The organism is Bacillus sp. BS98 (genome assembly GCF_008432245.1).
In the GTDB taxonomy this organism is placed as follows: Bacteria; Bacillota; Bacilli; order Bacillales; family Bacillaceae_G; genus Bacillus_A; species Bacillus_A toyonensis.
Genome location: NZ_CP043830.1, coordinates 417986 through 432713, shown reverse-complemented (window position 1 = coordinate 432713; position 14728 = coordinate 417986). Strand labels below are relative to the sequence as shown.

Here is a 14728-nt window from a genome sequence, read left to right as displayed (position 1 = left end):
TTCACTTTTCCTTATTCGCTTTTAAACTCACCAATTAGCTCTTGTAATTCCTGAGAAAGCCAACTTAAAGAAGTCGCTAATTCTGCAATATCTTGTACTGATATTTCTTGCTCCTTCATGCTTTCTTCAACATTACTACTACTATTCGCATAAGTATTTGCAATATGTGATAATTCATTTACGACTTGAACGATATTCTGGCTATTTTGTAAAATATCACTCGAATTGCCAGAAACAGCTTTCACTTGATTTTTAACAGATTGTGCTGATTTCGAGATTTTTTCAAAGAAAGCACCACTACTTTGAACAAGTGAAATTCCAGATTCTACTTCTTTTGAACCTTTTTGCATTGAAACTACAGCCTCTTCTGTTTCAGCTTGTGTTTCACTAATTAATTTTGCTATATCTTTCGCTGACGTTTCAGTTTGTTCTGCTAATTTACGTACTTCATCAGCAACAACTGCAAATCCTCTTCCAGCTGCTCCAGCACGCGAAGCTTCAATAGAAGCATTTAAAGCTAATAAATTTGTTTGATTTGAAATACCTGTAATTACAGTTACAATATCACTAATTTCTTTTGATCTTGTTTCTAATGAATAAATAATAGAAGATAAATCTTTCACTGCATTTTGGATTAAACTCATTTGATTAATAATTTGTCCAATCACTTCATTACCTTCAATTGAATGTTGCTCCATACCTTCTGAGGCAACCGCAACTTGTTCCGCAGCTCCAGTTATCTCTTCTACCTTATCTTCCATTCCATGCACAATTCCTAAGCATTGTTGGACTGAAGTTTCTTGAGACTGTGCCCCCACTCTTAAACCTTCAATAGAACTTGCAATCTCTTGAACTGCCATGCTATTTTCCTCGGTGCTTGCCGACAATTCATGTGAAGAAGAAGAAACTTGCTCAGCGGTCTGCCTAACTTTATCTATAATCCCTTTAAATTTCTCAATCGTATCATTGAAATAAACATTAATAATTCCAATATCATCTGGTCTTTCTTTTAATTTAATACTTAAGTCACCTTCACCAATCTTACGTAATCCCTCTCGTAAATCTTTTAATGGAGCTAACGAGTTACGTACGATAAAGAATTGAGCAATAGTCGCGATTGCTAATGAAATAATAATAAAGAGTAAACCCTGTATCAAAAAATTCTTCTTTGTACTAGGAACGATAGAAGCATCTAAATCAGCCGCAACAATTGCAACAATATTGTTTTCTCCATCTTTAATTGGTTCTAATATTGTCACCCACGAACCTAATTCATCTTCATATACTTCTGTCATTTGGGCCTTTTTCGTATCCATCACTTTATCATATGCATTCATCCAATGAGTCGGTTGTTCATAATAATCTCCCGACTTTACAGGCACCGCATTTGCTAACTCTGTAGTCAAACCAACGATTTGTAATTCTCGTTTTTCATTCGGCTTTGCCCCTGTAACATACGTTTGTCCCACACTTTTTAAACCTTTTGTCACTTCATCTAATTGCTCTGTTAACTTTTCTTTTTTTACTCTTTCAGTTGTAGGATCTTTCGCCATATCTTTAACTAATTCTGTATCCAAGTCATGTACTACTATCTCTCCTGTTTCAATAGACTGCCTTTCAAATAAAGACATCATACTATTTTGAAACAAATTGAAACTTAACGCGCCCATACTTCCAACAAGCGTCAAAATAACTAATACAGTTAATAAGACGTTCTTTTGAAGAAACGATAACTTATGCCAATACTTTTTCATCAATATTCACCTTCCTTAATTATTTAAAACAAAAAAACAAAATATATGAATATTTTGTTTGAAATGATTCTCAATATGTTCGAGAATAAAAAAAGACCAATGTAAAAAGCATTGGTCAAGACCAACCCTATCCGTCCGGTAACTGGCTAGCATAGCCTCTCGACCTTAGCCCCTATAGTTTTGCGCCCTCATGTTTCCATCAGTTTGCCTTTCTCGCTGAACGAGTTGAACGATATGGGAGTTCTATGAGAATTAAATTATTCTCTTTCCAAGGTTACAACATTTAAATTAAAATGTCTACTTATTTAGAGATATAAATATAAAATTCTAATGTATTATTTTTTCGAAATAATTTAACAAAATACGTGAATGTTACTTTTTTTATGTTATATAATAAAAAACGTATATAAATCAAAGATCCCTTCGGATATTTCACTAATTTTCATTTAAATTAAATTATTCGAATATATCTTAACTTATGAATTTCGGAGGTAATTTATCATGTTTTGGCTACAATTTCTTACCTTATTACTCTGCATTTTTATTGGTGCACGCCTAGGCGGAGTTGGCTTAGGAGTAATGGGCGGAGTTGGTATGGCAATACTCGTTTTTGTCTTCCACTTGCAACCAACCGCTCCTCCTATCGATGTAATGCTTATGATTTTAGCAGTAATTACTGCTGCTGGTGCTTTACAAGCCGCTGGAGGAATGGACTATCTTGTGCATCTAGCTGAGAAAGCTTTACGAAAAAATCCAAAGCGCATTACATTTTTCGCTCCAATTGTTACTTATTTATTCACACTATGTGCTGGCACTGGTCACGTTGCCTATTCTGTACTTCCTGTTATCGCAGAAGTCTCTCGTGAATCAGGAATTAGACCAGAACGACCAATGTCAATTGCCGTAATTGCTTCTCAACAAGCAATTACAGCTAGTCCCATTTCAGCTGCTACAGTTGCCCTTTTAGCAATGTTAGCTGACTATAAAATTACTTTATTAGATATTTTAAAAGTAAGTATCCCTTCTACTTTCATCGCTTGTATGGTAGCTGCATTCGTTGCTAGTAAAATGGGGAAAGAACTAAATGAAGACCCTGAATACTTAAAACGATTAAAAGAAGGTATGATTCCTAAGCTTGAAGAGAAAAAAGAATTTGTAGGTGTAAAAGGCGCTAAATTATCAGTTATTCTTTTCCTAGTAGGAACTTTCCTTGTCGTACTTCTTGGTTCATTTGAAGCACTTCGTCCAGGATGGATGGTTGACGGGAAGCTAGTTCGTCTTTCCATGCCAAACACAATTGAAATGGTTATGTTAACCATCGCAGCTCTTATTATTATTTTCTGTAAACCAAATGTAGAAAGCATTGTGTCTGGTAACGTCTTTAAAGCTGGAGCAACAGCGGTTGTTGCTATTTTCGGTATCGCTTGGATGGGAGATACTTTCTTTAACGGAAACTTAAATATGATTCAAGGATCAATTCAGCACTTAGTTACAAGTGCACCATGGCTATTTGCTATCGCATTATTCATTCTATCTATTTTACTGTACAGCCAAGCAGCAACAGTTCGTGCCTTAATGCCACTTGGACTATCTCTTGGTATTCCGCCAGCATTACTGATTGCTATGTTCCCTGCAGTAAACGGATACTTCTTCATTCCAAACTACGGAACAATTGTTGCTGCCATTAACTTCGACCGCACTGGTACAACAGGTATCGGTAAATACGTTTTAAATCATAGCTTCATGATTCCCGGCTTAATCGCAACCTTTACTTCTATCGGAATTGGAATGCTCTTAATTTCAATTATGTTTTAAATAAAAAGCACAAACCTATAATTTAAAAGGGTTTGTGCTTTTTTAATTAAACGTTTGTTTAATTTTTTCAATCAATAACTTCTACAACATACCCTTTCTTTTTTAAACCACTCAATATTTCTTCAATATGATTTCTATCTTTCGTTTCTAATGACAAGTGCAATTGCGCATATCCTGGAAATACCTTTGTACCAATCCGTTCTAAATGTATATTTAATACATTCGCTTCAAAATTTGTTACAATCTCGAGCAAATGATGCAAATAGCCTGGCTTATCTTTAATCATTGTCGCGATGTGAATGAAGCGTCCTGCTTCAACCATTCCATGCTCAATAATACGCGAAATAAAGTTTACATCGACATTTCCACCACTTAGTACGGATACGACCTTTTTTTCTTTTATTGGGACTTTGTGATAAAGCAAAGAAGCTAATGAGCTCGCACCAGACCCTTCAACCAACAATTTGTTCCGTTCAAGAAGCATTAACATCGTTCGTGCAATTTCCATTTCATCTACACAAAACACATCATCCACATAACGTTGTACAAGTTCAAAAGTCAAATCACCTGGCCTTTTAACCGCGATTCCATCCGCCATAGTTGGCGTCGACTCTACTGTTATTACCTTCTTTTCCTCAAGTGACTGTTTCATTCCCGGACAAGCAAGTGTCTGCACCCCATATATTTTCACTGATGGCTTTTGTTCTTTAATTGCCATCGCAACTCCTGCAATTAATCCTCCACCTCCAATCGGACAAATAACAGCCTCTACATCTTCCAGCTGTTGTAATATTTCCAGACCGACTGTACCTTGACCAGCAATTACTGCTTCATCATCAAATGGATGTACAAATTTCGCTCCTGTCTTCTCTTTTAAATCTAGTGCATAAGCTAATGCATCATCAAATACATCACCTTGTAATTCTACATGTGCACCGTACTTTTTTGTCGCAAGTACCTTACTTAACGGAGCACCTTTTGGCATCACAATCGTACAAGGAATACTAAGCATATTACTAGAATAAGCGACTCCTTGCGCATGATTTCCAGCAGATGCCGCAACAACACCATTTTCTAAATCACCTTTCTCGAGAGAAACCATTTTATTATAAGAACCACGTACTTTAAAAGAGCCTGTCTTTTGTAAATTCTCCAGCTTTAAATACACTTCATTCTGTGATAACTCACTAAATGTACTTGAATAATCTAATGGGGTCATATGTACAATGCCCTTCATTTTCTCATAAGCAGCTATAATATCCTGAAATACAATCATGCCTTCGCCTCCGAAACAATATATGTTTATACATACTAGTTTAGGCGGCATATTTTGTTTTATACGACAAAAGACCACGTAGTATTTTCATACTACATGGTCTTTTATCTACAAACACTTATTTACTTCCCCAGCTAATCGCTTCGTACTTTCATACGCAGAATCCGCTAGACTAATTGCAGAAATAACTGAAACACCATCCGCACCCGCTTCTATAACGGCAGCAGTATTTTCAATTGTAATCCCACCGATACCAACAATCGGCACTGTAATTCCTTGTTCTCTAAAATGAGCTAAACCTTTCGTTCCTTGAACAGCTTTCGTATCTTTTTTCGTACTCGTTGGGAAAATAGGGCCAACTCCTAAATAATCAGCTCCGTTTTCAATCGCCCATTTTGCTTCTTCAATTGTATGTGTAGATACACCGATAATTTTATCTCCCATCTTTTCACGAACAGATGTAATCCCTTCATCATCTTGTCCTACATGAACACCATCTGCATCTAATTCAACGGCCAATTCTACATCATCATTTACAATGAAAGGAACACCATATTCCTTGCAAAGCGCCTGCAATTTCTTTGCAAAACGCACTCTATCCTCTCCAGTTAAAGTCCCTTCTCCCTTTTCACGAAATTGAAAAAGTGTCACTCCACCGTCTAACGCTTCTTTCAATATAGCTAACGGATCCTTCATGCAATTATTGCTTCCCATAATAAAATACACTTGTAATAGGTTAGACATTTTCTTGGTTTCAATGCGCATCATGTGTTTCATCCCCTTACTCTAACTCCTCAATCTTCCCATACTTCTCAATATCACCGGAAGTTGTATTCGCTAATTGATTTAAAAATTCAATTTGGAAACTACCAGGCCCTTTTTCTACCGTCTTAGCAGCTGCTAGTTCCGCAGCTACACCATAAAATGTTACTGCTGCTACTGCTGCCTTTACATAATCTTTTTCTACCGCAATAAATGCTCCTATTACAGAAGTTAGTAAACAACCCGTTCCAGTAACCTTTGTTAAAATAGAGTGACCGTTTCGAATAAGAATCGTTCGCTCTCCATCTGTAACGACATCTTCTTTTCCAGTAATGACCGCAACTGTATTCAATTCCTCTGCTGTCTGTTTTGCAATATTTACAACATTGCCATTTCCAGTACCAGCATCTACCCCTTTAATTTCCCATCTCTCATTAATAACGTTAGCTACTTCAGCTGCATTCCCACGAATTATCGCTAGATCTATTTCAGCTGGAATATGTCTCGCAACTTCTGTTCGATACGATGTTGCTCCTGCGCCAACAGGATCAAACAATACTGGTACATCATTCGTATTAGCCGACTTACCAGCAAGTAACATCGCTTCTACTTCCTCGGGACGAAGTGTTCCCATATTTAATACTAACGCTCCCGCAATGCTAGCCATTTCTGCTACTTCTTCTTTTGCATACGCCATTACAGGCGATGCCCCTAGTGCTAACAAACCGTTCGCTGTAAAGTTTGTTACAACAACATTTGTAATATTATGAACGAGCGGATTAGATTCCCTCACTAAATCCACTACTTTACTAATTTCTTTCATATTCATCCTTTTCATCTCCTAACTATAATGATGGGAGATACACAAAAAGGCACTTTGCGCGTATGCAAAGTGCCTGAACATGTGCTTTTACACTCTCCCTACGCTGGCATTATCCAACAGGTTCAAATGGTCAATGACGGATTAGTCATACTCTCAGTTTGCATCCACAAACTCCCATGTGTTTCTTATTCATCTACTTCAAAGTCTACTCTTATTCTAGTAAAATAACAAGTTCTTTACTTTTCCGTATAAAGTGAAACTTTAATCAGTGGGAGTTTTGTTCATTCCACTAAAACAGCTCAAACCTCGAGCGAAACTGAATCTCAAGAAAATGTATGCTATATTTAACTTATGGAAATTTGAAAGGATGTTTTTAATATGTCAAAAAGCGTTGTAATCGCTGAAAAACCTTCCGTTGCGCGAGATATTGCTCGTGTACTGAAGTGTGATAAAAAAGGAAACGGTTATCTTGAAGGTAGTAAATATATTGTAACTTGGGCTTTAGGTCATCTCGTTACATTAGCAGATCCAGAAAGCTATGATGTGAAATATAAAAAGTGGAATTTAGAAGACTTACCGATGCTACCGGAGCGTTTGAAATTAACGGTTATTAAACAAACTGGTAAACAGTTTAATGCTGTGAAAAGCCAGCTACTTAGAAAAGATGTAAATGAAATTATTGTCGCTACAGACGCAGGTCGTGAAGGCGAATTAGTCGCACGCTGGATTATCGATAAAGTTAAGTTGAATAAACCAATTAAACGTTTATGGATTTCTTCTGTAACCGATAAAGCAATTAAAGATGGTTTTGCAAATTTAAAACCAGGTAAGGCATATGACAATTTATACGCTTCAGCAGTTGCGCGTTCAGAAGCTGACTGGTATATCGGCCTTAACGCGACTCGAGCTTTAACAACTCGCTTTAACGCTCAACTAAATTGTGGTCGTGTACAAACACCTACTGTTGCTATGATCGCTAGTCGTGAAGATGAAATAAAAAACTTCAAAGCTCAAACTTACTACGGTATCGAAGCTCAAACAACTGATAAGTTAAAACTAACTTGGCAAGATGCAAACGGTAATAGCCGTAGTTTTAATAAAGAAAAAATTGATGGTATTGTAAAAAATCTAGATAAACAAAATGCCACTGTTGTGGAAATTGATAAAAAACAGAAGAAGTCATTCTCTCCTGGTCTTTACGATTTAACTGAATTACAACGTGATGCAAATAAAAAGTTTGGCTACTCTGCTAAAGAAACATTAAACATTATGCAGAAATTATATGAACAACATAAAGTGTTAACGTATCCTCGTACAGATTCACGCTACATTTCATCTGATATCGTTGGAACACTTCCAGAACGTCTAAAAGCGTGCGGTGTCGGGGAATATCGTCCGTTAGCACATAAAGTACTACAAAAGCCAATTAAGCCTAATAAATCATTTGTTGATGATAGTAAAGTAAGCGATCATCACGCAATTATTCCAACAGAAGGATACGTTAACTTCTCATCCTTTACAGATAAAGAGCGTAAAATTTATGATTTAGTTGTGAAACGTTTCTTAGCTGTTTTATTCCCTGCATTCGAATACGAGCAACTAACGTTACGCACAAAAGTTGGTAATGAAACGTTCATTGCACGCGGAAAAACGGTTTTACACGCTGGTTGGAAAGAAGTATACGAAAATCGCTTTGAAGACGATGATGTAACTGATGACGTAAAAGAGCAGCTTCTACCTCACATTGAAAAAGGTGATACATTAGCTGTAAAGTTAATTATGCAAACATCAGGTCAAACAAAGCCTCCTGCACGATTTAATGAAGCGACTTTACTTTCAGCAATGGAGAATCCTACAAAATATATGGATACGCAAAATAAACAACTTGCTGATACGTTAAAATCGACTGGTGGATTAGGCACTGTAGCGACACGTGCAGATATTATCGACAAACTCTTCAATTCATTTTTACTTGAAAAGCGTGGTAAAGATATTCACATTACATCAAAAGGCCGTCAGTTACTTGATTTAGTACCAGAAGAGTTAAAATCTCCTACACTAACTGGTGAATGGGAACAAAAACTTGAGGCTATCGCAAAGGGTAAACTGAAAAAAGAAGTCTTCATTTCTGAAATGAAGAACTATACGAAAGAAATTGTTTCTGAAATTAAATCAAGTGATAAAAAATATAAACATGACAACATTTCAACGAAGTCTTGTCCAGACTGTGGTAAACCAATGCTAGAAGTAAACGGCAAAAAAGGAAAAATGCTCGTTTGCCAAGACCGTGAATGTGGTCATCGTAAAAATGTATCTCGTACAACAAACGCTCGTTGTCCACAATGTAAGAAGAAACTAGAACTACGTGGTGAGGGTGAAGGTCAAATCTTTGCATGTAAATGTGGCTATCGCGAAAAATTATCGACATTCCAGGAGCGACGTAAAAAAGAATCTGGAAACAAAGCTGATAAGCGTGACGTTCAAAAATATATGAAACAACAGAACAAAGAAGAAGAACCATTAAATAACCCGTTCGCAGAAGCATTAAAGAAATTAAAATTTGATTAAACAAAAAGGTTCCTACCGGAGGTAGGAACCTTTTTTTAGTGAATGATTTTACTTCCTTTTGCATTCTCAACGAATTTTTCACTTGATTTATTAATTGGTGTTTTCAGTAATAATGCAGCAACAATCATAACTACTACGAAAGCACTTAGTACAAGTAAATCTCTCGTTACGATATCCCAAAGCATTCCACCCACTGTTTCACGAATTGCACTAATTGCATACGTGAATGGTAAGAACGGATAAAGTGCTTGGAAGAACGCCGGTGTCATTTGAATTGGGAATGTTCCGCCCGACCCTGCTACTTGCAGTACAAGTAAAATGATCGCCATCGATTTCCCAACGTTTCCGAAAATAGAAACGAGTGAGTATACGATACAAACGAAGACTCCACCAATAAATAAACTAAATAACACAAACCAGAATTTATCGACTACGTACGTACCGAGTAAGAATATATCTCCCATTGATACGATAAACGCTTGTGAAAGACCTATCGTTAAGAATGTTAATAAACGTCCGAAGTAAACTTCATGGCTCTTATAATTTGCGCCCTCTTCATGTACTTCTACTGTTAATAATGAAACCATTAATAATGCGCCTACCCATAATGCAAGCACTGTATAGAATGGTGACATCGCTGAACCGTAGTTCGGCATCGCAAATAATTTATTCTCTTTTAAATTTACTGGATTTGCAAAGTAATCACTTTGCTTTTCAACATCATTTTTCAATAGGCGTATGATGTCTTTTAAATCTTCTTCAGATTCAAAATCACGAATTTTATCTGCTAATTCTTTAATCTTTTTCTCAGTCTCCGGCATTTCGGCTTTAATGTCTGCTAATTTCTTTCTACCGTCTACTAAGCCTTTTGATGAATCTTCTAGTAATTTTTTAACATCTGGAAGCTTTTTGTCTGCTTCGCTTAAAATTTGAGTTGTGTTTTTAGACATCTCTTTTGTACGAGCAATTGCTGCATTGAAATTCGGAGTAATTTCTGAATCATATTTAGCCAAAATATCGCCTAATTGTGCTGAAACATTTTTAGACACTTCATTAATACTCTCAATAACATCTGCTGCTGGTTTTTGACCTTTATTAATAGCGTCAATTCCTTTATCAGTTAAATCCATTCCTTTTTGCAAACCATCTTTTGCTTTATTTAACTTAGAAATTGTACCATTAAGGTTTTTATCACTATTCACATCCGCTAAAACTTTATTTGTACTTTCCAGAACTGGAATCATGTCATTAGCTAAATTCCAACTTGCTTTAAACTGCCCATTTAATTCATTTAAGGCTACTTTTGTAGAATCTAAGCCGTTAACACCTTTATTACTTAAATCTTCTTTTGCCTTTTCAAGACTAGTTTTTAGTTTTGCGTAATCCGCTACAGCCTGATCATAGTTCTCTCTACCATTGTTTAATATCTCATTAGCTTTATTTATATCTTGATTTAAATTGCCTCTAAGCTGCTGAGCATCTTCTTTTACATTATCAGCCTTATTTTTCAATTGTTCAGCTGTGCTTACTGCTTTTTCAAAATCCGCTACAAACGTCGCATTATAATCTGCTTCTGCTTGATTTACTAAGTTATTGATTGCATCTAACTTTTTATTAGTAGCATCTCTTACATCTTGTTTCACTTCTTGCCCTGTACCAATAATATTAGCGATATCTTTAACGCCACCATTTGCATTTTCAATAGCTGATTTAAGATTTGTTAATTTATCTATTCGTTTTTGGAAGAAGTCTTTTCCAGAATCAGTTGGTACAGATTCTTTAAATTTAGTAAAGACATCAATTACATATGAAACACTATCTGCACGACCTTGAAGAGTTTCAGAAACCTTGTTAAGATCTTGTTTCGCTTTTTCTGGGTCAAAATTACCATTTTGCAATCCGTTTATAACGCCTTGTGCATACGTTGTTCCAACACGTATTGAACTAAAAACATTATTTACAGTTTGATCAATATTTTTAGCAATATTTTTATATCCCTCGCCATTCACTTGCGGTAACTCTGGAAGCGTTGGTATTTGCGGGATAGTTATATTTGGCAATTCCGGGAACTTGGATGGATCTGGGAGTGCCAGATTGAAATCCAATGATGGATTCTTTAAGAAATCCGTAATTGCCGCAGCACCATCTAAACCTTTTTGCATTACAATTAAATTATTCTTAATAGTTCCTGGAGCACGTTGCAATGTTTCATCATTTCTTGCAAAGAACTTATCTAAATTCCCTAACGCTTCTTGACCATCATTAATAACACTTTCTACAACTGGCAGCTCTTTTTGCGCTACTTTCACAACATCCTCTGCTCGAGTCGCATCATCTAACGCCTTATCCATCAGTGTATTCATTTCTGGGAACTGCGCTTCTAACTTAAAGACAAGATCTTTTACTTTCTCGATACTTGGTAAGTTTGTTTCTAAATCGATTCCAAGGTCATTGAAGATTTTAAAAATCTCACCATTCGCTGTTTTAACAAAGTTTTTACTAATTTCTTCTGTAATACCTGATGCACCTTTTGCTGTAATTTTCGGTGCAATCGCATTTACCTTTTCATTTACATAGTAATCAAGTTCTGGTTTCTGTGGATTTTCATCCAGAACAGTTGCAATTTTTTCAGAGAAGTCTTTCGGAATCGTAATGCTTGCATAATAATCTCCACGCTCAACTCCGTAAATTGCCTGTTTTTCATCTACAAATTTCCAGCCAAGATTTTTGTTTTTCTTAAGAGAATCTACAATCTCGTCCCCGATATTGATATCTTTCCCTCTTAAATTAGAGCCTGCATCTTGGTTAGAAACTGCAATGGGAACTTCTTTTGTATTTCCATATGGATCCCAAGAAGCTTTAATGTTAAACCATGCATATAACGATGGTAAAATCATTAACCCTAAAACAATAACAATTGCAGCCCAATGTTTAGCTACATTCCGTAAATCTGTCTTATAAATACGCCAAATTTGTTTCATAGAAGTTATCACCTAATTATATATTTTTCCTTCTTTAGAAAATGATACATACATTTTGCAATTATATCACTTTCTACATCGTGGATTAAACGAAAACACACTATTTTTTCCATTAAATATTTCACTTACTTCATTATATAACGAAGTAAAAAAAGTATGCATACAAAATGACCAAATTAGTTTTACATTCAATAATAACAAATATATAGGAAATGTCATAAAAAATACAAGTATTTTCTCTTGGAAATACTTGTATTCCTAAAAAAAATCCTCACAGCTTTTATTACCTGTGAGGATTTCTTCTATTATATATCTAATTGAACCTCTACACCGAAATGATCTGAAATTACATTTCGGTTTGTACCATTAAAAATAACTTTTGAAGAACGAACTCTTTTACTTTGGTTACACACTATTAAATCGATTCGCAAATTATGTTTATTTTCATCCCAACCAGCAATCTCGCCTTGGACAGTTGTTCCTTCATCCTTCTCTATCGCTAGTTCGTATGTGTCGTACAAACCTTTTTGCATCAAATATTCATAACCTTCACCCTGCAAACGAGCATTATTATTAAAATCCCCCATTAAGAAGGAAAGCTCATTGCTATCTACACGCTCCATCAAACGATCGACTTGACCTTGGAATGATTCTTCTTCATCATTCCACCAACCTAGATGGCAAGAATAAAACGTTATATCCTTACCATTATAAGCAATTGTTGCACTTACAATTTTACGTGTTTTCCAATACGTTGTATCTTTATTTTCTGATATAAAGAACGTATCTTCTTTTATAATAGTATGCTTTGTTATAATCGCTAATCCTTCTTCGTACACATCATAACCAATATGAGAGAAATCCCAAGTAATATTGTAATCTTTTACATGTAACGCTTTTAACTCTTCTAATAGTAAAAGTCCAAAATTATCTTTTTTCTTGTTACCGCATACATTTTCAGCTTGTATCGACTGACTGACTTCTTGCAATGCGATGACATCGTATTCTTCTTCTTGAATGACTTTAGCAAGATATTTTATCTTTTCCATTTGATTCTCTTCTTGCCAAGAGTGACAGTTTAAAGTTAGCAATTTCATATTATTACGCACCTAACATATCTTGAATGTCTGACTTTAATACGTCAGCTTTCGGACCATATACTGCTTGTACACCTTTATCTTTTACGATTAGTCCTAAAGCACCATTTTGTTTCCACTGCGCTTCTGGTGCAACAACATCTAAATCTTTTACTGTTACACGTAAACGCGTCATACAAGCATCTACGTCAGCAATATTTTCTTTTCCACCTAATAAATCAATAACTTTTGTTGCTAATGAACCATCTTGTACATTTCCTGTTCCTTCTGATGACTCATCTTCATTATCAATATAGTTACCTGCACGTCCTGGTGTTGGTAAATTGAACTTTTTAATTAAGAAATTGAATAATGTAAAGTTAAGACCGAAGAATACTAATGAAACGATAACGAAATTGATTAAATCTCTTGTTAGTCCTGCATTAACCATCATCGGTGTACGAGTAATTAACTCAATAAATCCAAATGCGTGAACACGTAAGTTGATTAAATCTGCTAATGCAAATGCAAGTCCTGTTGTAATAGCATATACAACATATAGTACTGGTGCAATAAACATGAACATGAATTCAATTGGTTCTGTTACACCTGTTAAAAATACTGCTAATGCTGCTGATAAGAACATTGGTTTATATTTTGCACGTTTTTCTTTATCAACATTACGGAACATCGCAAAAGCAATTCCCATTAACGCTGCTGTTGAGCCGATAACTTGTCCAGCTTTGAAACGAGCTGGTACAACGTTATTTAATAAATCGTTATATGCTTTCGTATCTCCACTTGCTAATAAATTATTTAAGTCTGTAATCCATGCAAGCCATAATGGATCTTGTCCTGCTACAATTTGTCCAACTTTTGAGCCAGTTAACATCGTATATGTTCCGCCTAGCTCTGTGTAATTCATCGGAATCGTTAACATATGATGTAATCCGAATGGTAATAATAAACGTTCTAACGTTCCATATACAAATGGCGCAACAACTGGCGCACTATCTTTAGATGCTGCAATCCAGCGACCAAATTCATTTAATCCACTTTGGATAAATGGCCATAAAAGTGATAATACAATCGCAGTGACTGTAGACCAAACAATTACAACGAATGGTACGAATCGTTTTCCATTAAAGAATGCTAATGCCTGTGGCAGTTTATTATAGTTATAGTATTTGTTATATAAAGTAGCTCCTAAGAAACCTGTGATAATACCTACGAAAACTCCCATGTTTAATGCTGGTGCACCAAGTACAGAAGTAAAGTAATCTTTTACAACTAAATCTCCTGCTAATACTGAAGAAACTGTCGCTTTTGAATCCGCTAACATTTGAGCGTTTACGCCAAATATTGCTCCTGTAATTCGATTTGTTAAGACGAATGCTAATAGTGCTGCAAATGCACCACCTGCGCGATCCTTCGCCCAAGATCCCCCAATTGCTACTGCAAATAAAATGTGTAAATTTGTAATAATTGCCCAACCGATGTCTTCCATTACACGAGCAATAGTATGAACTGCGTTAATATCCCCAGCAGACATTCCAATTAGCTTACCGATGGAAATCATTAAACCAGCTGCTGGCATTACAGCTACAACAACTAATAATGCTTTCCCGAACTTTTGCCAAAAATCAAAAGACGTAATTTTCATCTGTTCTTCC

General features: G+C 35.7%; 9 protein-coding genes and 2 riboswitches. Of the genes, 2 read left to right on the top strand and 7 right to left on the bottom strand.

The genetic code is table 11. The annotated features are described in order from the left end of the window. Nucleotides 1-11: 11 nt before the first annotated feature. Nucleotides 12-1754 carry a methyl-accepting chemotaxis protein gene (locus tag F0362_RS02260; protein WP_000761068.1) on the bottom strand — a complete coding sequence of 581 codons (1743 nt, stop codon included), beginning with the start codon at nt 1752-1754 and terminating at the stop codon, nt 12-14. A gap of 134 nt (nt 1755-1888) precedes the next feature. After that, nucleotides 1889-1973: riboswitch (cyclic di-GMP riboswitch) on the bottom strand. A gap of 282 nt (nt 1974-2255) precedes the next feature. Here F0362_RS02260 and F0362_RS02255 point away from each other — a divergent pair. Then, on the top strand, nt 2256-3569 hold the full coding sequence (locus F0362_RS02255; protein ID WP_000498718.1) for an anaerobic C4-dicarboxylate transporter family protein: 1314 nt from the start codon (nt 2256-2258) through the stop codon (nt 3567-3569). A gap of 67 nt (nt 3570-3636) precedes the next feature. Here the strand turns inward: F0362_RS02255 and ilvA are convergent, their stop codons facing one another. The 3 genes from ilvA to thiM form a co-directional block, all read right to left on the bottom strand. After that, nucleotides 3637-4845: a threonine ammonia-lyase gene (ilvA, locus tag F0362_RS02250; RefSeq protein WP_000634737.1), complete on the bottom strand. Its 1209-nt coding sequence runs from the start codon at nt 4843-4845 to the stop codon at nt 3637-3639. 108 nt (nt 4846-4953) lie between these two features. Then, nucleotides 4954-5613, bottom strand: a complete 660-nt coding sequence (thiE, locus tag F0362_RS02245; RefSeq protein WP_000984529.1) for a thiamine phosphate synthase — start codon at nt 5611-5613, stop codon at nt 4954-4956. Between the two features lie 13 nt (nt 5614-5626). Then, the gene (gene thiM, locus F0362_RS02240) at nt 5627-6436 is read right to left on the bottom strand and encodes a hydroxyethylthiazole kinase (protein WP_001056099.1); all 810 of its coding nucleotides are present in this window, start codon (nt 6434-6436) and stop codon (nt 5627-5629) included. A gap of 72 nt (nt 6437-6508) precedes the next feature. Further along, nucleotides 6509-6618: riboswitch (TPP riboswitch) on the bottom strand. 190 nt (nt 6619-6808) lie between these two features. Here thiM and topB point away from each other — a divergent pair. Further along, a complete protein-coding gene (gene topB, locus F0362_RS02235; RefSeq protein ID WP_000047307.1) occupies nt 6809-8998 on the top strand; it encodes a DNA topoisomerase III in 2190 nt (729 codons plus the stop codon). 35 nt (nt 8999-9033) lie between these two features. On the opposite strand, the gene F0362_RS02230 is transcribed toward topB, so the two are convergent. The 3 genes from F0362_RS02230 to F0362_RS02220 form a co-directional block, all read right to left on the bottom strand. Beyond that, on the bottom strand, nt 9034-11979 hold the full coding sequence (locus F0362_RS02230) for a YhgE/Pip domain-containing protein (RefSeq protein WP_016090734.1): 2946 nt from the start codon (nt 11977-11979) through the stop codon (nt 9034-9036). Nucleotides 11980-12284: 305 nt separating this feature from the next. Further along, nucleotides 12285-13076 carry an endonuclease/exonuclease/phosphatase family protein gene (locus F0362_RS02225; protein ID WP_000772006.1) on the bottom strand — a complete coding sequence of 264 codons (792 nt, stop codon included), beginning with the start codon at nt 13074-13076 and terminating at the stop codon, nt 12285-12287. Between the two features lie 4 nt (nt 13077-13080). Continuing rightward, nucleotides 13081-14718 (bottom strand): PTS transporter subunit IIBC, encoded by a 1638-nt coding sequence (locus tag F0362_RS02220; RefSeq protein ID WP_000705554.1) that lies wholly within the window; start codon nt 14716-14718, stop codon nt 13081-13083. Between the last annotated feature and the right edge of the window lie 10 nt (nt 14719-14728).